27 protein-coding genes are annotated in these 21,029 nt (G+C 48.5%); 13 read left to right on the top strand and 14 right to left on the bottom strand.

Going from position 1 to position 21,029, the window contains the following annotated elements:
* Positions 1 to 2: 2 nt before the first annotated feature.
* The gene (gpmI, locus tag BM359_RS05955; protein WP_054490881.1) at positions 3 to 1,544 is read right to left on the bottom strand and encodes a 2,3-bisphosphoglycerate-independent phosphoglycerate mutase; all 1,542 of its coding nucleotides are present in this window, start codon (positions 1,542 to 1,544) and stop codon (positions 3 to 5) included.
* Positions 1,545 to 1,709: 165 nt separating this feature from the next.
* On the opposite strand from gpmI, the gene BM359_RS05950 reads away from it, so the two are divergent.
* From BM359_RS05950 to gpsA, 3 genes are read left to right on the top strand one after another with little or no spacing between them, the layout of a single operon-like run.
* Positions 1,710 to 2,141 carry a rhodanese-like domain-containing protein gene (locus BM359_RS05950; protein WP_054490879.1) on the top strand — a complete coding sequence of 144 codons (432 nt, stop codon included), beginning with the start codon at positions 1,710 to 1,712 and terminating at the stop codon, positions 2,139 to 2,141.
* A gap of 41 nt (positions 2,142 to 2,182) precedes the next feature.
* Positions 2,183 to 2,686, top strand: coding sequence for a protein-export chaperone SecB (secB, locus tag BM359_RS05945; RefSeq protein ID WP_054490876.1), 504 nt, complete (start codon positions 2,183 to 2,185; stop codon positions 2,684 to 2,686).
* Positions 2,687 to 2,697: 11 nt separating this feature from the next.
* Positions 2,698 to 3,699 carry an NAD(P)H-dependent glycerol-3-phosphate dehydrogenase gene (gene gpsA, locus BM359_RS05940; RefSeq protein ID WP_054490874.1) on the top strand — a complete coding sequence of 334 codons (1,002 nt, stop codon included), beginning with the start codon at positions 2,698 to 2,700 and terminating at the stop codon, positions 3,697 to 3,699.
* Between the two features lie 23 nt (positions 3,700 to 3,722).
* Here gpsA and slmA read toward each other — a convergent pair whose 3' ends face one another.
* From slmA to coaBC, 3 genes are read right to left on the bottom strand one after another with little or no spacing between them, the layout of a single operon-like run.
* Complete coding sequence (gene slmA, locus BM359_RS05935) at positions 3,723 to 4,313, bottom strand: nucleoid occlusion factor SlmA (protein ID WP_054490872.1); 591 nt, start codon at positions 4,311 to 4,313, stop codon at positions 3,723 to 3,725.
* A gap of 48 nt (positions 4,314 to 4,361) precedes the next feature.
* A complete protein-coding gene (gene dut / locus BM359_RS05930; protein WP_054490870.1) occupies positions 4,362 to 4,817 on the bottom strand; it encodes a dUTP diphosphatase in 456 nt (151 codons plus the stop codon).
* A 17-nt stretch (positions 4,818 to 4,834) separates the two neighbouring features.
* Complete coding sequence (gene coaBC / locus BM359_RS05925) at positions 4,835 to 6,070, bottom strand: bifunctional phosphopantothenoylcysteine decarboxylase/phosphopantothenate--cysteine ligase CoaBC (RefSeq protein WP_054490868.1); 1,236 nt, start codon at positions 6,068 to 6,070, stop codon at positions 4,835 to 4,837.
* A 98-nt stretch (positions 6,071 to 6,168) separates the two neighbouring features.
* Here coaBC and radC point away from each other — a divergent pair, with 98 nt between their 5' ends.
* The 3 genes from radC to rpmG all read left to right on the top strand — a co-directional run bounded on the left by radC (position 6,169) and on the right by rpmG (position 7,429).
* Positions 6,169 to 6,843: a RadC family protein gene (radC, locus tag BM359_RS05920; protein WP_054490866.1), complete on the top strand. Its 675-nt coding sequence runs from the start codon at positions 6,169 to 6,171 to the stop codon at positions 6,841 to 6,843.
* 182 nt (positions 6,844 to 7,025) lie between these two features.
* A complete protein-coding gene (rpmB, locus tag BM359_RS05915) occupies positions 7,026 to 7,262 on the top strand; it encodes a 50S ribosomal protein L28 (RefSeq protein WP_054490864.1) in 237 nt (78 codons plus the stop codon).
* Positions 7,263 to 7,273: 11 nt separating this feature from the next.
* The gene (gene rpmG / locus BM359_RS05910) at positions 7,274 to 7,429 is read left to right on the top strand and encodes a 50S ribosomal protein L33 (RefSeq protein ID WP_006953863.1); all 156 of its coding nucleotides are present in this window, start codon (positions 7,274 to 7,276) and stop codon (positions 7,427 to 7,429) included.
* Positions 7,430 to 7,492: 63 nt separating this feature from the next.
* On the opposite strand, the gene BM359_RS05905 is transcribed toward rpmG, so the two are convergent.
* Entirely contained in the window at positions 7,493 to 8,110 is a 618-nt protein-coding gene (locus BM359_RS05905; protein ID WP_054490863.1) for a 2OG-Fe(II) oxygenase, read from the bottom strand.
* A 122-nt stretch (positions 8,111 to 8,232) separates the two neighbouring features.
* On the opposite strand from BM359_RS05905, the gene BM359_RS05900 reads away from it, so the two are divergent.
* On the top strand, positions 8,233 to 8,739 hold the full coding sequence (locus BM359_RS05900; protein ID WP_054490861.1) for a hypothetical protein: 507 nt from the start codon (positions 8,233 to 8,235) through the stop codon (positions 8,737 to 8,739).
* A gap of 15 nt (positions 8,740 to 8,754) precedes the next feature.
* Positions 8,755 to 9,567: a bifunctional DNA-formamidopyrimidine glycosylase/DNA-(apurinic or apyrimidinic site) lyase gene (gene mutM, locus BM359_RS05895; protein ID WP_054490859.1), complete on the top strand. Its 813-nt coding sequence runs from the start codon at positions 8,755 to 8,757 to the stop codon at positions 9,565 to 9,567.
* A gap of 1 nt (position 9,568) precedes the next feature.
* On the opposite strand, the gene bioH is transcribed toward mutM, so the two are convergent.
* Entirely contained in the window at positions 9,569 to 10,336 is a 768-nt protein-coding gene (gene bioH, locus BM359_RS05890) for a pimeloyl-ACP methyl ester esterase BioH (protein ID WP_074930795.1), read from the bottom strand.
* Between the two features lie 36 nt (positions 10,337 to 10,372).
* Between bioH and BM359_RS05885 the strand changes: the two genes are divergently transcribed.
* From BM359_RS05885 to BM359_RS05875, 3 genes are all read left to right on the top strand, one after another.
* Positions 10,373 to 11,062 (top strand): ComF family protein, encoded by a 690-nt coding sequence (locus BM359_RS05885; protein ID WP_054490856.1) that lies wholly within the window; start codon positions 10,373 to 10,375, stop codon positions 11,060 to 11,062.
* A 71-nt stretch (positions 11,063 to 11,133) separates the two neighbouring features.
* Complete coding sequence (gene nfuA, locus BM359_RS05880; RefSeq protein ID WP_054490854.1) at positions 11,134 to 11,712, top strand: Fe-S biogenesis protein NfuA; 579 nt, start codon at positions 11,134 to 11,136, stop codon at positions 11,710 to 11,712.
* A gap of 115 nt (positions 11,713 to 11,827) precedes the next feature.
* Entirely contained in the window at positions 11,828 to 13,093 is a 1,266-nt protein-coding gene (locus tag BM359_RS05875; protein ID WP_054490852.1) for a DUF4397 domain-containing protein, read from the top strand.
* Here the strand turns inward: BM359_RS05875 and BM359_RS05870 are convergent.
* Positions 13,065 to 14,387: an MATE family efflux transporter gene (locus BM359_RS05870; protein ID WP_054490850.1), complete on the bottom strand. Its 1,323-nt coding sequence runs from the start codon at positions 14,385 to 14,387 to the stop codon at positions 13,065 to 13,067. The two genes, BM359_RS05875 and BM359_RS05870, sit on opposite strands and share 29 nt — an antisense overlap.
* 57 nt (positions 14,388 to 14,444) lie before the next feature.
* Between BM359_RS05870 and BM359_RS05865 the strand changes: the two genes are divergently transcribed.
* Entirely contained in the window at positions 14,445 to 15,530 is a 1,086-nt protein-coding gene (locus tag BM359_RS05865; protein WP_054490847.1) for a polysaccharide deacetylase family protein, read from the top strand.
* On the opposite strand, the gene BM359_RS05860 is transcribed toward BM359_RS05865, so the two are convergent.
* The 5 genes from BM359_RS05860 to BM359_RS05840 are packed head-to-tail and all read right to left on the bottom strand — an operon-like array spanning position 15,527 to position 19,360.
* Positions 15,527 to 16,141, bottom strand: a complete 615-nt coding sequence (locus BM359_RS05860) for an SCO family protein (RefSeq protein ID WP_054490845.1) — start codon at positions 16,139 to 16,141, stop codon at positions 15,527 to 15,529. The genes BM359_RS05865 and BM359_RS05860 overlap by 4 nt on opposite strands.
* Positions 16,142 to 16,153: 12 nt before the next feature.
* A complete protein-coding gene (gene cyoE, locus BM359_RS05855) occupies positions 16,154 to 17,050 on the bottom strand; it encodes a heme o synthase (protein WP_054490843.1) in 897 nt (298 codons plus the stop codon).
* Positions 17,051 to 17,063: 13 nt separating this feature from the next.
* On the bottom strand, positions 17,064 to 18,053 hold the full coding sequence (locus BM359_RS05850; RefSeq protein ID WP_054490841.1) for a COX15/CtaA family protein: 990 nt from the start codon (positions 18,051 to 18,053) through the stop codon (positions 17,064 to 17,066).
* 9 nt (positions 18,054 to 18,062) lie between these two features.
* Positions 18,063 to 18,608 carry a hypothetical protein gene (locus BM359_RS05845; protein WP_054490839.1) on the bottom strand — a complete coding sequence of 182 codons (546 nt, stop codon included), beginning with the start codon at positions 18,606 to 18,608 and terminating at the stop codon, positions 18,063 to 18,065.
* Positions 18,605 to 19,360 (bottom strand): SURF1 family protein, encoded by a 756-nt coding sequence (locus BM359_RS05840; RefSeq protein ID WP_054490837.1) that lies wholly within the window; start codon positions 19,358 to 19,360, stop codon positions 18,605 to 18,607. The genes BM359_RS05845 and BM359_RS05840 overlap by 4 nt, the downstream gene beginning before the upstream one ends.
* Here BM359_RS05840 and BM359_RS05835 point away from each other — a divergent pair.
* Positions 19,338 to 19,553, top strand: coding sequence for a DUF2909 domain-containing protein (locus BM359_RS05835; protein ID WP_054490835.1), 216 nt, complete (start codon positions 19,338 to 19,340; stop codon positions 19,551 to 19,553). The genes BM359_RS05840 and BM359_RS05835 overlap by 23 nt on opposite strands.
* Before the next feature lie 17 nt (positions 19,554 to 19,570).
* Here BM359_RS05835 and BM359_RS05830 read toward each other — a convergent pair whose 3' ends face one another.
* A complete protein-coding gene (locus BM359_RS05830) occupies positions 19,571 to 20,446 on the bottom strand; it encodes a cytochrome c oxidase subunit 3 (RefSeq protein WP_054490833.1) in 876 nt (291 codons plus the stop codon).
* A 12-nt stretch (positions 20,447 to 20,458) separates the two neighbouring features.
* Complete coding sequence (locus BM359_RS05825) at positions 20,459 to 21,028, bottom strand: cytochrome c oxidase assembly protein (protein WP_054490830.1); 570 nt, start codon at positions 21,026 to 21,028, stop codon at positions 20,459 to 20,461.
* Position 21,029: the final 1 nt, after the last annotated feature.

Below are 21,029 nucleotides of genomic sequence, written 5' to 3'. Positions count from 1 at the left end.
AGTTAGTCCTGCTCCTGCTTTAACACCATAAGCGGGGTGCCGGTCATTTCGTCAGGCTGCTCCATGCCCATTAAATGCAAAATTGTGGGTGCGACATCGGATAAGCGCCCATTTTGTGCCTTAGCGGGACGACCAACATAGATGAAAGGAACCAGCTCATTAGTGTGAGCTGTATGCGCCTGGCCGGTTGTCGCATCACTCATTTGCTCAGCGTTGCCATGGTCTGCAGTTATCAGGCATTCACCACCAACAGCCTCTAAAGCCGATACCACACGGCCAACGCTGTGGTCGACAGTTTCACAAGCCTTAACGGCCGCATCGAAGTTGCCTGTATGGCCAACCATGTCGCCATTAGGGTAGTTGCAAATAACCACATCAAAGGCTTGAGACTCAATGGCTTCAACCAGCTCATCAGTGAGCTGTTCCGAGCTCATTTCTGGCTGTAAGTCGTAAGTTTTCACCTTAGGAGAGGGGATTAGAACGCGCTTTTCTCCCTCAAACTCCTGTTCGCGGCCGCCGCTGAAAAAGAAGGTGACGTGTGCGTACTTTTCCGTTTCTGAGATGCGTAATTGCGTTTTGTCATGTTTAGATAACCACTCACCCAGCACGTTATTCAATGGTTCCGGCGGGAAGGCACAAGGTGTTTTTAATGTGTCGGCGTACTGAGTCAGCATGACAAAGTCGCTGAGTTCGATCCGTGGTCCTCGGTCAAAACCGTCGAAATCATTATCAATAAAAGCCTGAGTCATTTCGCGGGCGCGGTCGGCACGGAAGTTCATAAAGAACACCGAGTCACCGTTTTTCAATGGTGCAGGTTGGCCAATGACGACCGGAGTAACGAATTCATCGGTTTCTCCGCGCTCGTATGCGTCTTCTAATGCGTCTGTGGCATTCGGTGAAGTAACCCCGGAGAGGCCGTGGTAAATTGCTTTGTAAGACTGTTCAATGCGTTCCCAGCGCTTGTCTCTGTCCATGGCAAAGAAACGACCGTTTAAGGTGGCGAAACGGCCTTTACCCAAACGGGCAAATAAAGCTTCAAAGCGCTCAATAGACGCCAGGGCGGATTTTGGCGGCGTGTCCCGGCCATCTAAAAACGCGTGCAAGTAGACATCATCTGCACCTTGTTCGATAGCCATTTCTACCATAGCGACCAGGTGGTCTTCGTGGCTGTGTACGCCGCCCGGAGACAACAGACCCATAATATGAACGGCACCATTAGCTGTTCCGGTCTTATTTAATGCGTCACACAGTACGGTGTTGCTGAAAAAGCTGCGGTCAGAAATAGCTTTACTGATGCGGGTAAAATCCTGGTAAACGATGCGACCAGCGCCCAAATTAACATGACCAACCTCCGAGTTGCCCATTTGGCCGTCCGGCAAACCAACTGCGCCCCCTGAACCATCGACTAAACAATGAGGGTATTGCTTCCATAAACGATCCATAACCGGTGTATTGGCTTTTGCAATGGCGTTATCCGGTGCATCTTCACGGTAACCCCAGCCGTCAAGAATCAACAATACCAAAGGTTTTATCGTAGGAGTCATAATGGGCCTCATTGCTCGGTGTTTTCGATGATGAAATTAGTCAACATTCTACTCGATTTCCGGAGCTTACGCATCCACCCAAGATTTTTCTGGCAACTGAGATTTGTACAGGTATACTCTTTGACCGCTATTTTTTTCTGTTACCCACGATTACTGGTAGGTCTTATGCAAGAACTTTTTGAATTTGTCAGCCGCAACCCAATGATGAGTGGCGTGTGGGTTGTTCTGTTAATCGCATTAATAGTGACGACGATTCGCTCTGCTATGTCGCCGATGAAAAGCCTGCAGCCGCAAGAAGCAACGGTTTGGGTCAACCGGGGTGATGGCGTATTCGTCGATATCCGTAATAAAGACGAATTTAAGAAAGGCCATATTCACGGTTCGGTGTCATTACCGGCTGAAAAAATCAAACAAAAAGAACTTTCAACTATTGAAAAGTTCAAAGAAGCCCCCATTGTGATAGTCTGTGCAACAGGAATGACGGCAAAATCGGCTGCCAGCCAATTAATCGCTGAAGGCTTTAGTCAGGTGGCTGTGCTGCAAGGTGGTATTAACACATGGCGCAGTGCTAAATTGCCGGTTTCGCAGAAAAAATAATAAAATTCGTCTAAAACTTAAAATGAATAGGAAGTAAAATCATGGCTGAAGAACAGCAAGCAAACGGCGCGGCCGCTGAAAACCAACAACAGCAACCACAATTCGCAATTCAGCGCATTTACGCGAAAGACATTTCTTTTGAAACTCCAAGCTCACCGGCTATTTTCCGCAAAGAGTGGAAGCCAGAACTGAAGCTGGACTTAAACGTAAAACACGAAAAAATTGAAGACGGTGTTTACGAAGTGGTGCTCACTTTGACCGCAACCAACAAGGTTGAAGACGATGTAGCATTCCTGTGTGAAGTACATCAGGCAGGTATTTTCACTATCGGTGATGAAATCCAGGAAGGTCAGTTGGCACACATGCTGGGTTCTTTCTGCCCGAACATTTTGTTCCCTTACGCTCGTGAGTGTGTTTCAAACCTTGTTAACCGTGCGACTTTCCCACAGTTGAACCTGGCTCCTGTTAACTTTGATGCTATTTTCCAGCGTCACATGCAGCAGCAAGCTGAACAGGCTCAAGGCCAGCAAACTGCTGACGCGTAAGCGATACGATAATGCAGACACCTCAGGTGACAGTGTTAGGGGCGGGCTCTTACGGGACCGCCCTTGCTATTTGTTTCGCCCGTAAAGGCATAGCGACTACGCTGTGGGGCCGGGACGCCGATAAAGTGGCGATAATGCAGGCTGCGCATGAAAACGAAGAGTATCTTCCTGCCTGCCCTTTTCCTGAGTCCTTAAGTGTAACGGCAGATTTAAGCGAAGCATTGCATGACGTAAAAAACGTCGTCGTTGTGGTTCCCAGCCATTCTTTCTCGTCTATGTTAGAGCAGGCGAAACCTTTGTTAGCGAAGCACGCTCGCGTAGCCTGGGCAACTAAAGGGTTGGAGCCCGATACAGGGCGTTTACTGTATGAAGTAGCAGAAGATATTCTCGGTGAAGAGCATCCATTGGCGGTATTGTCAGGTCCTACCTTCGCGATTGAAATGGCAAAAGGGTTACCAACGGCTATTTCAATGTCATCGACCAACAAAGCTTTTGTCGATGAGCTTTCGGAGCTTCTGCATTGTGACCGTTCCTTCCGTGTTTACACCAATAATGACTTTATTGGGGTACAGCTGGGCGGGGTGGTGAAGAATGTGATTGCCATTGGTGCCGGCATGGCAGATGGCATTGGCTTTGGTGCAAACGCACGAACGGCATTGATTACCCGTGGCTTAGCGGAATTGACCCGACTGGGTCTGACATTAGGTGCTAAAAGCGATACTTTTACCGGTATGGCCGGGCTGGGGGATTTAATCCTGACTTGTACCGACAACCAGTCGAGAAACCGTCGTTTTGGTCTGGCTTTAGGGCAGGGGAAAGGCGTTGAGCAGGCCCTGAAAAGTATTGGTCAGTCGGTTGAAGGTTATCGGAATACCCGTGAAGTGGTTGCTCTGGCCAAACGCTATGACGTTGAAATGCCAATTTGTGAGCAGATATATGCGGTCCTTTATGAAGGTAAAGAACCGCAGCAGGCAGCTATTGATTTATTGAGTCGTGAGCGTAAAACGGAGTGACCTGTTTCACACAGTAACCCGTTTTACGCACTTATTAGCTGTTGTTCCATGACTTGCCATTGAGCCGATAAATGTTCTGTTGGCAAACGTTTGAAATTAGAGCGCACGAACTGACTGATTTTTCCATCGGCGTAGCTTAGCAATAAATTCGCCAACACGGCTTCATCAACAATAAAGCGTTGCTGTTCTCGCATCGCTTTTTCCCGCAACACCTGCTTTATTGAGCTTTCTATACGATTAAAAAGGTCTTCCATACGACCTCTTAAGCGGTCGTGTTCGCCCATAAGTGCATCACCCGTCATTACTCGTGTGATACCAGGGTTACGCTCAGCGAAGGTTAATAAGAGCTGCAAAATAGCGTAGCAACGGGAGAGCGTATTCTTCTCCTCGTTCATGATCATGTTAATGCGGGTGAGCAGGGTGTCTTCAACAAACTCAATAAGCCCTTCAAACATGCGCGCCTTTGATGGAAAGTGACGGTATAAAGCCGCCTCCGAAACACCTAAGTTAGCCGCCAGTTTTGCTGTTGTAATACGCTGACCCGGGCTGGTTTCCAACATTGCCGCCAAAGCCTGTAAAATTTCCTCACGACGGTTACGTTTTTGTTCTGCCATGCTTGTAACTTTCCTTATTTGAGAGGCCGGAATTTATTGTAATTCGGTTTATGAGCGGCCAGAGTGACCGAAACCACCTTCACCGCGGTCGGTTTCGTGAAACTCGTCGACAACGGTCATTTGCGCCTGTACAACGGGTAAAATCACCAATTGCGCAATGCGGTCGCCAGGTTCTATGGTGTAGGCCTTGTCGCTGCGATTCCAGCACGAAACTTTAAGCTCGCCCTGGTAGTCTGAGTCGATAAGTCCAACTAAATTACCCAGTACCAGGCCATGTTTATGGCCCAGGCCTGAGCGAGGCAGAATAGTTGCTGCGTAGTTCGGGTCACCAATATACATAGCAATACCGGTGCCAATTAACTGGGTTTGTCCCGGTTCTATGGTTAATGGCTGATCCAAACAGGCGCGCAGATCCATTCCGGCAGAACCCTGGGTGGCATATTCAGGAAGCGGAATAGACTGGCCAATACGTTCATCTAAAATTTTTACTTCGACTTGCGTCATGGAGTTCTCACTTTCTTTTAATTAGCCCTGATTTCAGGATTTGTATTATCAAAATAGCGTTTGGCTATCGCATCAATAATTGCAATGGCCATATCATGCTTACTCATCGTCGGAAGTGACTGTTCACTATCCTGACTGAAAATAATGGCGTTATTGCTGTCGCTGTTAAAACCCAGACCGGTCTGGCTAACATCGTTAGCGACAATCATTTTTAATTGTTTTCGTTCCAGTTTACGCAACGCGTTAGCCTTTAAGTTTTCGGTTTCGGCTGCAAAACCAACGGTAAACGGCGGTTTCTCTGAACTGGCTACTTGTTGCAGGATATCCGGGTTTTGCACCAGCTTAAGTTGCGGAGGCTGGTCACTCTGCTCTTTTTTGATTTTTTGTGAGGCAATTTCGGCAATCCGATAGTCTGACACGGCAGCACAGCCAATAAAGACATCGCACTGCTGCAGTTGCTGCTGTACCGCGTTAAGCATTTGCTCGGCAGTTTCTACGTCAATTCGCTGAACGCCGGCAGGAGTCGCCAACTGCGTCGGTCCGGAAACCAGAATAACGTTAGCGCCGGCATGGGCGGCAGCCTCTGCTAACGCATAACCCATTTTGCCGGAGCTGTGGTTACTGATATAACGCACAGGATCAATGGCTTCGCGAGTTGGGCCGGCAGTAATAACAAAGGTTTTTCCTTGCCAGGTTTGTGGCGTTTTAGGCTGCTTCTCAATTAACGCCTGTACAATCTGGGTTGGATCGCTCATGCGGCCATAACCGACATCGCCGCAGGCCTGTTCACCACTTTCAGGGCCTATCATTTGTACGCCCCGGTTCAGCAGAGTTTCAATATTTTCCTGCACGGAGGTTGCCGCCCACATTTGTTGGTTCATGGCCGGAGCAATGACAACAGGTGCTTTGCTGGCAAGCACCAATGTACTGAGTAAGTCGTCAGCAAATCCGTGCGTTATGCGGGCAATGGTATTCGCTGTGGCTGGCGCAACGAGAATGATATCGGCCCAGCGAGCTAGCTCAATATGGCCCATAGCGGCTTCTGCTGTCGGATCTAACAAATCATCGCTGACCGTAAAACCTGACACGGCTTGTAAGCTAAGTGGGGTTACAAAAGCTTTGGCACTGTCAGTCATTACCACACGAACTTCTGCGCCCTGCTCACGCAGACGGCGCACCAGGTCAGGCGCTTTATAGGCGGCAATACCGCCGGTAATACCTAAAAGTATGTGTTTGTTCTGCAACTGTGCCATGCGAACCCCTCTGTGTTAATTCGTGTAAAGATAACATGAGACCCCGTTACAGGGTAGATGGTCGTTATACTTCTCTCTTTAGAATTAAGGAGAGAGTAATGAGCGTCAAGGAATGGCCTGTTTCGGAACGACCCAGAGAAAAACTGCAAAATCAGGGAGCAGAATACCTGAGTGATGCGGAATTATTAGCCATTTTACTCGGTAGTGGCAGTCAGGGACAGGATGTTGTCGCTTTTGCTCGCCATTTATTGAACCAGTTTAACGGGATAGGGGCACTGCTTACGGCAAAGCCAGAGCAACTTTTAGCCTGTAGTGGCATCGGTCCTGCGCGAGTGAATCAGTTGCAGGTTGTCATGGAGTTATCAAGAAGGTACCTGAAGTGGCAGCTAGAGCGTTCAGATGGCTTCACTGACCCGTCTATGGTGAAAGATTATTTAACTGCGCAGCTTCGACATCAGGGCCGCGAAGTCTTTGCTATTTTACTGCTGGACAGTCAGCATAGGTTATTACGTTATGAAGAATTGTTTCAGGGTACAATTAACGCCGCACCGGTTTATCCGCGAGAAGTTATTAAGCTGGTCATGCAGTACAATGCCGCCGCAGTAATTCTGGCTCACAACCACCCATCAGGTGTGGCAGAGCCCAGCCAGGCAGACCAGCGGGTGACTGAGCGGGTAAAAAAAGCCCTGACTTTAATCGATGTGGCGCTGTTGGATCATTTCGTTGTTGGTGCCGGCGATCCAATTTCTTTTGCGGAGCGCGGATTGTTGTAGTTTTGTACTGGCAGTTTGATTAAAAATCACGTAAAATCCGCCCCGAACGATCGATAAGGATCATATTTCCGTCGTATTAGCTTGATTAGAAGGGCAGTTTGCTGTATAAAATGCGCCCTCGGATTTATAGGCAAGGTCACGTTGGGCGACAGGCGAGCTTGCAGCAATTTTGGAGTAGAGACATGTCACAAGTATGCCAAATTACAGGTAAGCGTCCGGTAGTCGGTAACAACCGCTCGCACGCACGCAATGCGACTAAGCGTCGCTTCCTGCCGAACCTACAATCGCACCGCTTTTGGGTAGAAAGCGAGAAGCGTTGGGTTAAGTTACGCATTTCTACTAAAGGTATGCGTATTATTGATAAAAACGGTATTGATGCGGTATTAGCGGATCTCCGCGGCCGTGGTGTTAAGGTTTAAGGAACTCAATTATGCGCGATAAGATTCGTTTAGTGTCATCTGCTGGTACGGGTTACTTCTATACCACAGACAAGAACAAACGCACCATGCCAGAAAAAATGGAGATCAAAAAATTCGATCCAGTGGTTCGTAAGCACGTGATCTTCAAAGAAGCTAAAATCAAGTAATTGGTTCTAAAGCTTACAAAAAACCCAGCTTCGGCTGGGTTTTTTATTGCCTGACTTTTACGGTTAGCGTGGAGGGTCCACAATGCCGGAAATACTGGCATTGATGCGGAACCAACCGGTAATGCTGAAGCGGTCTCTTTCTGAACGTAGTACTTCATGTACAAAACGGTCACTTAAAAATACCACCAGGCGTCCTTGTTTGGGCAGTACGGTTTCCAGCACTTGACCTCTATTACCATAAATAACCAGTTGCCCGCCATCGGTTTCTTCCCATTCGGGGTTCAGGTAAAAGACCGTGGTTAACACGCGGTTACTCCGGCCTTTAAACGCATCCAGATGTTTTTTATAGAAAGCCCCTTTCGGGTAATGAGCCAGGTGGCATTCGTAATCGAACAAGCCAAGAAACAACTCGCGGTTAAATTCATTGCGCAATTGTTCCATAATGGCCAAGTAATCTTTGTGGCGGGGCTCTTCCTGAGTTAACCAGTAAATGCGGTCGTTGCGTACCATGGTATTAATGGTTTGATTCTGTTGACGGCCAATGCCAGCCAGGTTCCAGTACTGGGCGGGTAACTGCTGGGCATAGTGATACAGTGCCTCAGAGCGCTCCGGCTGGAGAAAATCATCGATAATGCAGTAGCCTTGGTCGGCGACTTTGTCGATAATATCAGATAGCACCATAATGCAATAAAGTCCCGTATTTTGTTGTCGCGCGAGAATATAGGGTATTCTGTTTCTAGTAACAACAAGAAGTACAGCAACAAGAAAATTATTCGACAGGTTATCACATAGAGCGAAAGCCAATGAAAGTGAATGAGAAGCGAAAAATATTTGGGCTGACTATGACCCGCAGAGCGTGGAACAACGTTCTGGTTTACGCCATATTAATTATTATGGTGGTGTTCTGGTATGTCGCGCCGCCGGTTAAAGAAGAAGCAGAGCAAGGTATTAAGGATGAAGCCGCACCGGGTGAGGTTATTGGCTTGATCCCCGATGATGGCAATTTAAGAGAGATACAAATTGATGAACTTCGGCTGGTTCTTGAGGAACAGAAATGGCGGTGCCAGAACCCATGTCGCCTGTCTGAAAAAGCCGCTGAAAGTGTGGTAGAGAACTGGCTGGCGTTGACTATGGAGCCAACCAGCCAAACAGCGGAAAATTTAATCACTGACGTTTATTTTCGTTTTGCCGGGGGAGAAGAAGCGCGTGTCGAGCTGTACGCCGAGTCTGAGTTGATAATTCGTTTGCCGAACCAACAGCAGAGTTTTCGCGTAAAAGAATTCACTGCCAGTCAATTACTGGGTCATTAAGGAAGTCTGAAGTTTATGCCGGAATTACCCGAAGTTGAAGTCAGCCGATTAGGCATATCTCCGCACATCGAAGGTCACAAGATTACCGCCGTTCAGGTTCACGATAAGCGTCTTCGCTGGCCGGTACCGGAGACCGTGCATCAGGTGGAAGGCCATATTTTGCGCTCGGTAAGCCGCCGTTCAAAGTATTTATTGCTGCAGACGGATAATGGGTGCCTGATACTCCATTTGGGCATGTCGGGCAAGCTCAGAGTGGTGCCGGCTGAAACCCCGCATTACAAACACGATCACATTGATATCGAGTTTGCTAACGGGCAGACACTCCGGTTAAACGACCCGCGCCGCTTTGGTGCTTTGCTTTACAGTGAAACCGATGTGACCGGGCATGAATTGCTCAAACAGCTAGGTCCGGAGCCGCTAACAGAAGCCTTCCATGTTGACTATTTATTTGAGCGCTCGCGGGGGCGAACGCAGTCGGTAAAAACTTTTATTATGGACAATAAAGTTGTGGTCGGTGTTGGTAATATTTACGCCAATGAAGCTTTATTTAAAGCCGGTATCAACCCCAAACGCGCGGCTGGTAAAATCAGTAAAGCACGCTACCAAAAATTAGTGCCACTCATAAAAGAAACTCTGGCAGGCGCTATAGAAATGGGCGGAACGACGCTAAAAGATTTTACTCAAGTAGACGGTAACCCCGGTTATTTCGCGCAAAAACTTCAGGTTTACGGACGTGGTGGCAAGCTTTGTATGGTATGCAGTAAACGGCTGAAGGAAATTCGTCTGGGTCAGCGCAGCACAGTGTACTGCACCCATTGCCAGCGCTAGTTTAACTTTTTACTGCCCTTAATAACTCGCTGACAAAGCGTTCCGGTTCTGAAATAAACGGAGCGTGTGAGCTTTTATTGAATATTACCGCGTCTGAGTTAGGTACCAATGCCGAGATATCCGCAATAGCGCGCTCAGGAACCAGGCTGTCCAGGCGTCCGTAAAAACGGGTAAAGGGCACTTCAATATTCTTCAATTGCTGGCGCAGATCGGCGGTTTGCAAAATGGATAACGCTTGTTTAAGCACACCCGGGTTAGGCATGGGTTTGGCAAATATCAGTTGTTTTACCTGCTTCACTTGCTCACGTGCATCGTCACTTCCCATAGCCTGAATGGCCAAAAAGCGTTCAATGGTCTTTTTAAAGTTTGTCTCCAGCTGCTGCTGAAACTGCTCTAGGATATCTGGTTTGATGCCCGACCAGCTATCACTTTCCACAAAGTGAGGCGATGAGGCCACGGTATTTAATGAAATGACCCGTTCGGGGTAACTAAGAGCCGCCTGCTTAGCAATAAGCCCACCTAAAGACCACCCCAGAAGATGAAAACGCTCGGGCAGGGCGGGCATAATTTGTTGCACAAAGCCTTCGAGCGAAACTTCGCTGGTCGGCGACCATTCGGAAAGTCCAAAGCCGGGTAAGTCAACACAGTGAAGTTGGAAGTTTTCGCTTAAAGCAGGCACCACCGGCTGCCAGATATTCCCGTTCATGCCCCAGCCATGGAGTACAACAAAAGGCGTTCCTGTGCCACTGCATGTTACCGATAGGCTCACTATACTCACTTTCCCAAATTTGTTATTTAGGTGACTATGCTAGCGTTTTTCCGAAGCCTCGCCAATGCTTTTGAATTAGGCACTTGTTGGAGCTGTGGTTGCGCGAGTGCTACAGCTACGGCTTTGTGCTCATACTGCGACGAGGCGTTACCACGTTGGTATCCACGTTGTTGTCAGCACCTGTCCGATATTGAGCAGCATCTCATCGAAGATCAAAAGCGGTGCCGCTATTGGTATGGTGCGTTGCGATGGGAGCCGCAAGTGCAACAATTGATGACTCTGTTTAAATTCCGCAATAAGGCTGAGCTTGCTCCTCTACTGGCTACTCAGCTGGCGGCTCATTTGCGACTTTGCTATCAGGGGCAGCCCATGCCGGACTGTATTGTTGCGGTGCCAATGACGCAGCACGCCTGGCGCCAACGCGGGTTTCACCAAACTGCATTATTGGCGCGCTATTTGTCTGCTGTACTACAGGTGCCTTACATTGCGGGTGGCTTACGTAAAATACGCTCGGTGCCTATGCAGCATATGGCATCGCAGTCCGCTCGCTGGGAAAACAGTAAGCGAAGTCAGTTAGCCCTTCACGATTTTAGTGGTAGTACGGTGGCTGTTGTTGATGATGTACTCAGTACCGGAGCCACCATGATGGCCGCCGCCGATGCCCTCTACAAAAAAGGGGCCGCAGCCGTGGATGCCTGGGCGGTTGTCTATAACCAACACGACTAGAAACTGAAGGGTATCTCGGTTACACTATACCTTAGTAATTTACTCAGGTATAAGCCGTGAGGTCAGTATTTATGATTCGTATTTCAGAAGCAGCGCAGTCCCACTTTCAGAAGCTATTAGCGGACCAGCCAGACGGCACGTGTATTCGTGTTTTTGTGGTTAATCCGGGAATGGCAAATGCCGAGTGTGGTGTTTCTTATTGTCCGCCAGATTCCGTTGAGCCTGACGACGAACGTTTACCGTTTAACGGCTTTGATGCCGTCGTAGATTCCGGTAGCGCTCCGTTTTTGGAAGACGCAGCCATTGACTTTGAAGAGCAGGAAATGGGGTCTCAGTTAACTCTGAAAGCACCAAACGCGAAAGCCCGTAAGGTTGCTGATGACGCACCGTTAATTGAGCGTGTAGAGTATGTGATTCAGGCTGAGATAAACCCGCAGTTAGCGAGTCACGGTGGTCAGGTTATGATTGCCGAAATTACCGATGACGGCGTGGCTATTTTGCAATTTGGCGGTGGCTGTAACGGCTGCAGCATGATCGATGTCACGTTGAAAAACGGCATTGAAAAAGAATTGCTTGAACGCTTCCCAGAAGAAGTGACCGGAGTTCGTGATATAACTGATCATGAGCACGGAGAGCACTCGTACTACTAGATCTTTCGACTATACAACTTTGTATTGTTCGATTTTTTAGTGTTAAAAATATGTGATCCCTTGCACGATCTTCACTCGTAACGATATTTGCCTAATCAATACGAGGAAATTAATCATGCAAGGGATCAAAAAGTTTGGTGTCCTGGCGACATCTCTATTATTAATAACGGGTTGTGACTGGTTCGACAGCGACAATGACGATGCTACCACAACTCCACCTGAAGCTGAATCAAGCTTTGTCCGTGTCCATCATACCTCAGCCGACTCACCTAACGTTAATGTTTTAGCAGGTGACGCAGCGCTATTAGAAAATGTGCCTTATCATACTTCTTCCGCAGTTTTAGAAGTTGATGCCGGTGACTATGACATTACGGTTCAGGGTATTCTGCCTGATGAGACTACCGTCGATGCCATTGGGCCTGCCTCTTTAACTTTTGCTGCCGATACGCGTTATGAAGTGTTCGCCGTTGGTCAATTGGCGGATGAATCCCTGGAGCCGTTAATTATCTCTAACCCGGTATCTGATGTAGCAGGCGGGGAGAGTCGTATTCAGGTTGTGCATGCCGCCTATGGTGCGCCGACAGTCGATGTTTATTTAACGGCTCCGGATGCAGACTTAAGTGCGGCATCACCTGCCCTGACACTTGCTTATGGTGAAGACAGCGGTCAGGTCGATGTTGGAGCCGGTGACTACCGCATTCGCTTAACCGGTGCGGGTGACGATGCGGTTTTCTATGACTCTGGCACCGTTAGCCTTGCAGATGGCGGTGATTACATCATTGCGGCAACCAATAATGTGGCGGCCAACTCGGCTAACTCACCGGTTACTCTGCAGATCAGCGACGGTGAGTTGACCACTTTAGTACATGACGCCGACGCTGGGGCCGATGTTCGTGTTGTGCATGCCGTGGCGGATGCACCGAACGTTGATGTCACATTAAATGATGCAGCAGAAGCCCAAGTGCAAGACCTGCCTTTCCAAAGTGCAACTGGGTACTTAAACCTGGAAGCCGCTGAGTACAGTGTTGACGTTGCTGCTGCGGGCGGTGATCCGGTTGTTATTGAAGATGCCGCTCTTGCTGTAGAAAACGCAATGAGCTATTCGGTTTATGCGGTTGGTGAGCTGAGCACTATTGGCTTACAAGTACTGACTGAAGAACGCCGTCGGGTCGCGACTGAAGCGAAGGTACAACTGGTTCATGCCGCACCCAGTGCCGGTAATGTTGATATCTACGTAACGGCAACAGGTACGCAGGATATTGCTATTCAGACGCCTGTACTGACATTAGAAGGCGGTGGCATCTACACGGCAGTTGCGGTTGATGCAACTGACGGAGGTTTGCCACCACAGCTTATCCTGATGGATGATCTGGCGAACTAAGATATTTGAACCAGATTGCCTGGGTAATACCACGCATGAATAAAAAGCCGCTGAGAGCTAACCACAAACCGTGGTTCTCCAGCGGCAATCCTGCCCACCACAACGGTAAAAAGCCAATGACAGCACTGAGTATCATGGTGTTGCGCATACCACGGCTTAACGACAAACCGATAAATACACCGTCAAACCAGTAACTCCAGTGAGCCAGTAGCGGCAGTACTATTATCCAGGGTAAATAATCTTCAGCAACCCGGATAATTTCGGGAATATCGGTAATTAAACGAATAATTGCACTGCCTGCCAGAGCGAAAACGAGCGTATAAACCACAGCAAAGAGTGACGACCAGAGCAAAGTAATTTTGCACCAGTAACGCACTTTATCGTAACGTTTCTGACCTTTTGCGGCACCGGCAAGAGCTTCCACGGCATAGGCTATGCCGTCTAACCCTAAAGAAATTAGCATTAGGAACTGCATGAGTACGGCGTTAACTGCCACCATGGTACTGCCGTAGCGCGTCGCGTAGCCTGTCATTGTGGCCATACACAGCTGCAACACCAGGCTGCGAATAAAAATATTACCGTTAACGCCTAAAAACTGACGCAGCTGCTGAAATTTGAGCTGCCAGTGACGTAAGTGCCAGCCCAGTGCACGGGCGGTCCAGTAGAAACCGACAATGGCGGTTACCCACTCGGCACTTAACGATGCCCAGGCGGCGCCTTTTACATTCAGTCCAAAGCCAAGAATGAGTATCACATCCATAACCACATTCACGGCGTTGGTAATGATTACCAGGAGCATGGCTTTGCGGCTGTTTTGCCGGCCTAATAATACCCCCAGAGCGACCAGCGTTATCAGCGAAGCCGGTGCTGACCATAAGCGAATTTCGATGTAATCGCGGGCGTAGCCTTCGAGCTCGACAGAAGGGGCGATAACCCACATGGCTAAGTCATTAATTAACGGGCTGGCAACGGCTATTAAAACGCCTAAACCCAGCGCGATAATAATGCCGTTATTAAAGTGCTGCCGCTGAGCATGTATGTCATCGGCACCGTAGGACTGGGCTATATAGCCGGTTGTCGCCATACGCAAAAATACCGCCAGCAGATAAATAAAACTGACCACCATGGCACCAACGGCAACGGCGGATAAGTAGATAGCGTCAGGCAAATGACCTATGATGGCAGTATCAACCAGACCGAGAAGCGGCGCAGCAATATTGGAAATGATCATTGGCAGGGCAATCGCAAAAACGCGGTTGTGATCAGACAATGAAAATCCAAACAGCTTGTGCATAACTATCCTTAAGTAAACTCGGTTAAAAACGGCTTTTATACTTTATCAGGAGTCAGTATGAAGATGTTGAACAAAATGACGTTGAGTGCCGCATCGGGCTTATTGCTGGGGTGCTCACCATTGGCTCAGGCGGGCAGCGCCGATAGCGTGGTGGTGCTGCAGTACCACCACGTCAGTGACTCAACTCCCGCCGTAACGTCAATTGACCCGGAGACGTTTCGAGAGCATCTGCAATACCTGCAGGATAACAACTTTAACGTTATTGATATTACCGTCGCGCGCGATGCCATTGAAAAAGGCGAAGAGCTTCCTGAAAAAGCCGTTGTTATTACCTTCGACGACGGCTACCAAAACGTCTATGAAAACGCTGTAAAGGTTCTGGAAGAGTTTGAGATGCCTTATACGGTGTTCGTTAACCCTGAACTCATGCGTAAGCACAGCGGCCATTACATGGGCTGGGAAGAACTTAAAGAAATTCAGAAGAATGGCGCCACCGTTGCTAACCACGGACAGACTCACGCACACCTTATTCGCAAGCAAGAAGGTGAAAGCGATGAAGAGTGGCAGGAGCGGATGCGTTACGACGTTATTACGGCACAGGAAGCCATTGATGAGAACTTAGGCGAACAACAGAAGTACTTTGCCTACCCTTACGGCGAGTATAACAATGAGCTGAGAGCTTTACTGGATGAATGGGGTTTTCTGGCCTTTGCTCAGCATTCAGGTCCATGGTCCAAATGGAGCGAAGATACGGTCATTACGCGTTTCCCTGCATCGGGTATCTATGCGAACTTAAATACGCTGAAAGCCAAGTTGAATTCTAAAGCCATGCCGGTAAATGCTTACCAACCGGAAGAGCCGTTAGTCGCACATGAAAATAAGCGCCCAACTATCAGTGTGACGCTGGAAGCGGGCGATACACTGGACGATATGCGCACCGATGCGTTGCAATGTTTTGCTGGTGGCTCAGCACTAAAGCCTGAATGGGAAAGTGATACCAAGTTCAGTGTAAGCTTAGAACAGGACATCAACATTGGCCGCTCACGAATTAACTGTACCGCGCCCAGTGCTTCAGAATCGCGTTACTATTGGTATTCAGTAGCGCTTATTCGGCCGGATCAGTCAGGCAGTTGGCCTGACTAATCGGCAATAATGGCAAAATCTTTTTTGAGTTTATCCATGCTGACCACCGGTACTTCTCCGCGCTGGTGGTCGGCGTTGAAAATCGCTTTACGATTACCGTCCGGGTTTACCAGAATAATAGCGGCACTGTGATTCACCAGATAATTTTCTTCGCCGTCATCGGGAATGGAATACATTAAGCCTAAATCGCGCACGAAAGGGAATAACTCTTTGTGCTCAGCCCGCACACCGACAAAGTCGTCACCAAAGTAGTTAACGTATTGAGTTAAACGCTCAATGTCATCGCGTTTAGGATCAACCGAAATCAACCAAACTTTAACCGGCTCAGAGACTTCTTTCTGCAACTCAGGGATCACGCCCTTCAAGTCTGACATGGTGGTTGGGCAAATATCAGGACAAAAGGTATAACCGGTAAAGAGTAAAGTCCACTGGCCTTTAAGCGCATCGTTTTCCACTGTGCCGGCTGCCGTGCTTTCTAAAGTAAAGGGCTTTAACGCGCGAGGCGGTTCATAAACTAAAGCTTCCGGCTTTTCTTCCGGCCAAAAGTTGTAAACCGCAAAACCGGCCGCAAGGGCAATAAGAGCAGCCAGCAGTGTAACGATACGACTCATCTATTACTCCATTTATACGTAGTGATCGACCAGTAAAATGACAAACAGCAGCATGAGGTGCCAGATAGAAAAAGCAAACATGTTAAAGGCTGTCTTTTTGCTGGGCGCGTACTTCAGCTTCCAGGCGTAAGCCAGGAAAATGGCGTTAAGTAAACTGACTCCTACCAAGTAAATCATGCCGGTCATGCCAATTAAGAAAGGCATAAGGCAAACTACGGTCAATAAAACGGTGTACAAGAAAATACAGGTTTTGGTGAAGTCGATACCGTGAGTAACCGGTAGCATTGGAATTTCAGCTCGTGCGTAGTCTTTTGCGCGGTGTACGGCAAGTGCCCAGAAGTGAGGCGGTGTCCAGGTAAAAATGATCATAACCAACAGCACCGCGGGGGCGTTAATTTCATTGGTGACTGCTGTCCAGCCCAGTAGCGGCGGCGCTGCACCTGCCAGACCACCAATAACAATGTTCTGCGGCGTTGCGCGTTTTAAGAACATGGTATAAACCACAGCGTAACCCACCATGCTGGCAAAGGTTAACCAGGCAGTTAACGGGTTAACCCAGGCATACAGGGTCACAAAACCAATAGCGCCAATAGTTGCCGCAAATACCGTGACTTTGGTCGGTGATAAATTTCCCTGAGGCAGTGGCCGACGTAGTGTACGTGCCATTTTCGCGTCGATATGGCGGTCAACCAGATGATTAATAGCAGCCGCAGCAGCAGACATCAGCCCAATACCGGCTAAGGCCGGGACCAGGACATTCATCGAAACAAGCTCTTCAGTGGCCAGACACATGCCGACCACAGCAGTGAGCAACAACAAGGCGACGACACGAGGCTTGGTCAGCTCCAGGTAGTCCCGCCAGTGAGCGTTGCGCGTTTTTGTTATATTTTTTGTGGCAACGGATTCCATAATTACAACTCCTCTACGCTTTTCTGGACAGGTTGTAATTCAACCCAACCAGCGACAGTAACAACAAAGCCCCAACAGCATTGTGTGCTACTGCGTTCCAAAGCGGTAACTGAAAGACTACGTTACTAATACCGAGCAGAATTTGCAAAGACAATAACAAGCCAATAACAATTAATGAGCGGCGGAAAAACTGCGACTTTGCTTTTCTCCAACATTTAAAGAGTAAAGCACAGACCACTAGAAAAGTGATAATGGCTCCAACGCGATGCATGACATGCATGGTCATGCGGTCGTTGTAGTCATGGGCACCGTACTGATAGGTATCGGCCTCTGGTATGCTAAAAGCGCCGGCAAAGTCCAGTTGTGCCGTCCAGTTACCTTCGCAAAAAGGCAGTTCAGTACAGGCGACGGCGGCGTAATTGGCTGCAACCCAGCCCCCCAGAGCTATTTGTCCAATAACAACTAATAAGGTGAAGAAAGCTAGCCCTCGGTAGCGCCTTAGCTCTGAATCTCCCCCTGCAAGCCGGAACGACGACAGACGCAAGGACAACAGGTACAGCAGTGATATCACTGAAAAGCCCCCTAACAGATGTCCCATCACTATAAGTGGCTGCAAATTCATGGTCACTGTCCACATGCCCAGAGCTGCCTGGAATATGACCAGCCCCAGCAACAGGGTGGGTAATTTTACCGGAGTAGGGTAATGGCTATAGCGACGGCTTTTAATCCAGGCGATGATAGCAATAGCCAGAATCAACAGGCCTAAGGTGCCGGCAAAGTAGCGGTGTACCATTTCGTTCCAGGCTTTATCCTGTTCAACTGGCGCATCAGGAAATCGAAGTTCAGCCTCCTGGATGTGCTCTGCTTGCGAAGGAACCCCTAAAAAACCGTAGCAACCCGGCCAGTCCGGACAACCCAGACCAGCCTCAGTTAGCCGGGTAAATGCGCCAAGAACAATAACGACGAAAGCGAAAAAAACGCTAATTTTTACCAGTAAACGCATGTGATTTTCCTACCCAATTCTGGACAATTTAAGCAGTTTACGAAGATCCGCCAGCACGTTTTTACCTTCCGTTATCATCTGCTCTTTATCCGAGTGAGTTGGGTAGTACAGCATAACGTTGTGCATAGGATCGATAATAAAGACGGTGTTTTCCGGCAGTTCGCTTAATTGTTCAATGAGCTGCGGTGTTACCAGTTGCGTAATGTGAGGCGCGCTGTGATTAAACTCTGACTGTGCATTCTCGCTTTGGTGAAGCACCACTGGAGTCAGGCGATCGGTGTCTTTACCAATAGCCACGTCGACCTGGTTCATAACGTACAAGGTGTTTTCACAGGTTGTGCCACAGTTTTTAGGCGCGACATAACCCAATTGCCAGCCTTCCGGCAGTTGGTCGGTCTGTTTATCTAGGGTAATAGGCGGCTGCAGCAGGGTGCCTTTATTGGTACCTGCTTCATACCAGTTCTGTGACAAAATCAGCCAGGCCGCTAGTAACGGGACAATAAAGGCAACGAAAACAATAATAATGGCGCGTCGAGAGCGATTCAGGGAGCTCATCGGGTCTCCTCTTTTTTTGGTTGTTTATTCAGTTTTATAACAGCAAATAGAAAAATCACCAAGCAGGCAATTGCCAGTGAGAACCATTGAATGGCGTAACCCTGGTGTTTTTCCGGTGACATTACCTGAGGTTTCCAGTCACGGCTCCAGCCCATAGTTTCTGGCGACTCAAGTAAAAAAGTATAATCGGTTAATGACATATCGAGTTGTTTAGCTATGGCGCGCGGCTGAAACTCCTGCACCCGAATTTTGCTATCAGCTAAGTCGGTCTCATAAGTGTTATTTACAAATTGATTGTTGGACGGAAAGTACAGAAAACCGGTCAGCCTATGCTGACCTGACGGAATATTCACTTCCGGTAATGACTGTCTGGAAGCCGGTGCTGGTAGCCACCCCATATTAACCGGAACATAATTTTCAGACATTGCCTGTGGCTGGAAGAGCGCAATTACCTGATAACCAACGGTGCCGTCTTGAATTTGGTTATCGAGAAGGAAAATGGGTTGTGGAACAAATTCACCATTCATTTCCACATAGCGAAAGCGATCGTTTTCAGGAAACACCTCCGGCAGACGGTCGAGTTTGGTTGCTTCACCGCTTGAGAGCTGTTGCTCATAGTCGCTAAACAGCTGGCGTTTTTGTTCAGCGCGTTCAAGCTGCCAAAAACCTAACTTGACCAATAACGCAATTGCCAGCAGAGTAACTAACGTAGCGACAAGAGGAAAACGTATGTTGGTCTTTTTTAAAATCATTATTGTACTGCTGTTAGCATATATGGTGGTTAATCTGTTCAGGGCGTTATTTAGTATGCTGCGGAACGACCCGGACAAACCACCTATGTCCCATTATTTGGGAAAGCGAGTGGGAGTAGCCGCCGTTATCTTTGTCATACTGATAGCGGCGACCGCCAGTGGTTTCTTACCTTTAAATCCACGCCCCTATTAACCGGGGCGTTTTTTTTCTTACAGAACGTACACCACGACAAAAAGGCATAGCCAGACGACATCGACAAAGTGCCAATACCAACTGGTTGCCTGAAAGGCAAAGTGGTTATCCGGTGTAAAGTGGCCTTTCAGAACCCGCAGGAACATGACAATAAGCATGACGGTACCCAGGGTTACGTGCATACCGTGGAACCCGGTCAGCATGTAAAAGGTATTGCCGTATATACCAGAGTCTATTGCCAGGCCAAGCTCCTCGTAGGCGTGAACGTACTCTGCACCCTGTAAGTACAGGAAGATACAACCCAGAATAATGGTAATACCCAGCATGGCTGTCAGCTGTTTACGCTTGTTTTGCTCTAAACCCGTATGGGCGAAGTGACAGGTTACCGAGCTAATTAACAGGATAATGGTGTTAATAGCAGGCAGGCCATACCAACCCATTGCCTGAGTCTCAGTGCCACCCGGCGTGTTAACCAAAGGCCAGTGAGCCACAAAGTCCGGCCATAAGACCTCATTGGTCATGGCGTTGTTGCTGTCACCGCCCAGCCATTGAACGGCTATAACACGAGCGTAAAACAGTGCACCGAAGAAGGCCGCAAAGAACATTACCTCGGAGAAAATAAACCAACTCATGCCCTGTTTATAAGAGACACCTAACTGGTCGCTGTATTTGCCACTCATGGACTCGTTAATTTGGTCGCGAAACCACCCGAAGAGCATGACTGCTATAACGATTAAGCCAATGGTTAATACCGTACTGCCGTAACCATCCTGCTCTTTGCTCATATCGATAACGGTGTGTCCCGAGCCCCAGGCAATTAAGCCTAACCCAACTGCGCCAACAATTGGCCAGGGGCTGGAAGCAGGAACATAATAACTCTGTTGTTCTGCCATAACGTCGTTTCCTTATTCTGTTTTTAACAGCTGAGCCATTTGCTCAGCCGACGTATTGGCTGTCATATCGTACAGCGTGTATGACAGGGTTAATGTGTTGATGTGGTCCGGAATATCCGGATCCAGATAAAATTGCATTGGCATTTCTGTATCAGCACCCGCAGCTAAAGGCTGTTGGTTAAAGCAAAAGCACTCCACTTTATTGAGGTAAAGCGAGGCTTCAGCCGGTGCAACCGATGGGATAGCCTGTGCGACCATATTGGAAGAGGTCGGGTTAGACGCTAGAAAGTTAACGACTTTAACCTCACCCGGATGAATTTTGACTTGTTTGGTTGAGGGCTCAAATTTCCACGGAATGCCCTTAGCATTCCGCGTAATAAATTGAACGTTAACCGTACGCGATTCATCGACTTCTACCTCTTGATAAACCGCGGCTTCATTGCTGGTACGGCCGTTAAAGCCTGTCACTTCACAAAATACATCGTAAAGCGGTACCAGCGCGAAGCCGAAGGCAAACATCCCGGCGACTGTCAGTAACAGTCGCTTAACCAGAATGCTGTTGTCGGGGCGCTGATCAGACATG

It is taken from the genome of Idiomarina abyssalis, assembly GCF_900116625.1.
In the GTDB taxonomy this organism is placed as follows: Bacteria; Pseudomonadota; Gammaproteobacteria; order Enterobacterales; family Alteromonadaceae; genus Idiomarina; species Idiomarina abyssalis.
This window is presented reverse-complemented; position numbering and strand designations above follow the sequence as displayed.

What these genes read in the sequence shown, in the direction of transcription:
- BM359_RS05850 (WP_054490841.1), bottom strand. Translation starts at nt 18,053, where the DNA reads ATGCGTTTACTGGTAAAAATTAGCGTTTTTTTCGCTTTCGTCGTTATT.
- BM359_RS05845 (WP_054490839.1), bottom strand. Translation starts at nt 18,608, where the DNA reads ATGAGCTCCCTGAATCGCTCTCGACGCGCCATTATTATTGTTTTCGTT.
- BM359_RS05825 (WP_054490830.1), bottom strand. Translation starts at nt 21,028, where the DNA reads ATGTCTGATCAGCGCCCCGACAACAGCATTCTGGTTAAGCGACTGTTA.
- gpmI (WP_054490881.1), bottom strand. Translation starts at nt 1,544, where the DNA reads ATGACTCCTACGATAAAACCTTTGGTATTGTTGATTCTTGACGGCTGG.
- BM359_RS05885 (WP_054490856.1), top strand. Translation starts at nt 10,373, where the DNA reads ATGCTAGCGTTTTTCCGAAGCCTCGCCAATGCTTTTGAATTAGGCACT.
- BM359_RS05950 (WP_054490879.1), top strand. Translation starts at nt 1,710, where the DNA reads ATGCAAGAACTTTTTGAATTTGTCAGCCGCAACCCAATGATGAGTGGC.
- coaBC (WP_054490868.1), bottom strand. Translation starts at nt 6,070, where the DNA reads ATGGCACAGTTGCAGAACAAACACATACTTTTAGGTATTACCGGCGGT.
- BM359_RS05875 (WP_054490852.1), top strand. Translation starts at nt 11,828, where the DNA reads ATGCAAGGGATCAAAAAGTTTGGTGTCCTGGCGACATCTCTATTATTA.
- dut (WP_054490870.1), bottom strand. Translation starts at nt 4,817, where the DNA reads ATGACGCAAGTCGAAGTAAAAATTTTAGATGAACGTATTGGCCAGTCT.
- cyoE (WP_054490843.1), bottom strand. Translation starts at nt 17,050, where the DNA reads ATGGAATCCGTTGCCACAAAAAATATAACAAAAACGCGCAACGCTCAC.
- BM359_RS05905 (WP_054490863.1), bottom strand. Translation starts at nt 8,110, where the DNA reads ATGGTGCTATCTGATATTATCGACAAAGTCGCCGACCAAGGCTACTGC.
- BM359_RS05835 (WP_054490835.1), top strand. Translation starts at nt 19,338, where the DNA reads ATGTTGGTCTTTTTTAAAATCATTATTGTACTGCTGTTAGCATATATG.
- gpsA (WP_054490874.1), top strand. Translation starts at nt 2,698, where the DNA reads ATGCAGACACCTCAGGTGACAGTGTTAGGGGCGGGCTCTTACGGGACC.
- BM359_RS05860 (WP_054490845.1), bottom strand. Translation starts at nt 16,141, where the DNA reads ATGAGTCGTATCGTTACACTGCTGGCTGCTCTTATTGCCCTTGCGGCC.
- BM359_RS05865 (WP_054490847.1), top strand. Translation starts at nt 14,445, where the DNA reads ATGAAGATGTTGAACAAAATGACGTTGAGTGCCGCATCGGGCTTATTG.
- mutM (WP_054490859.1), top strand. Translation starts at nt 8,755, where the DNA reads ATGCCGGAATTACCCGAAGTTGAAGTCAGCCGATTAGGCATATCTCCG.
- BM359_RS05900 (WP_054490861.1), top strand. Translation starts at nt 8,233, where the DNA reads ATGAAAGTGAATGAGAAGCGAAAAATATTTGGGCTGACTATGACCCGC.
- secB (WP_054490876.1), top strand. Translation starts at nt 2,183, where the DNA reads ATGGCTGAAGAACAGCAAGCAAACGGCGCGGCCGCTGAAAACCAACAA.
- slmA (WP_054490872.1), bottom strand. Translation starts at nt 4,313, where the DNA reads ATGGCAGAACAAAAACGTAACCGTCGTGAGGAAATTTTACAGGCTTTG.
- BM359_RS05840 (WP_054490837.1), bottom strand. Translation starts at nt 19,360, where the DNA reads ATGATTTTAAAAAAGACCAACATACGTTTTCCTCTTGTCGCTACGTTA.
- BM359_RS05870 (WP_054490850.1), bottom strand. Translation starts at nt 14,387, where the DNA reads ATGCACAAGCTGTTTGGATTTTCATTGTCTGATCACAACCGCGTTTTT.
- radC (WP_054490866.1), top strand. Translation starts at nt 6,169, where the DNA reads ATGAGCGTCAAGGAATGGCCTGTTTCGGAACGACCCAGAGAAAAACTG.
- BM359_RS05830 (WP_054490833.1), bottom strand. Translation starts at nt 20,446, where the DNA reads ATGGCAGAACAACAGAGTTATTATGTTCCTGCTTCCAGCCCCTGGCCA.
- rpmG (WP_006953863.1), top strand. Translation starts at nt 7,274, where the DNA reads ATGCGCGATAAGATTCGTTTAGTGTCATCTGCTGGTACGGGTTACTTC.
- nfuA (WP_054490854.1), top strand. Translation starts at nt 11,134, where the DNA reads ATGATTCGTATTTCAGAAGCAGCGCAGTCCCACTTTCAGAAGCTATTA.
- rpmB (WP_054490864.1), top strand. Translation starts at nt 7,026, where the DNA reads ATGTCACAAGTATGCCAAATTACAGGTAAGCGTCCGGTAGTCGGTAAC.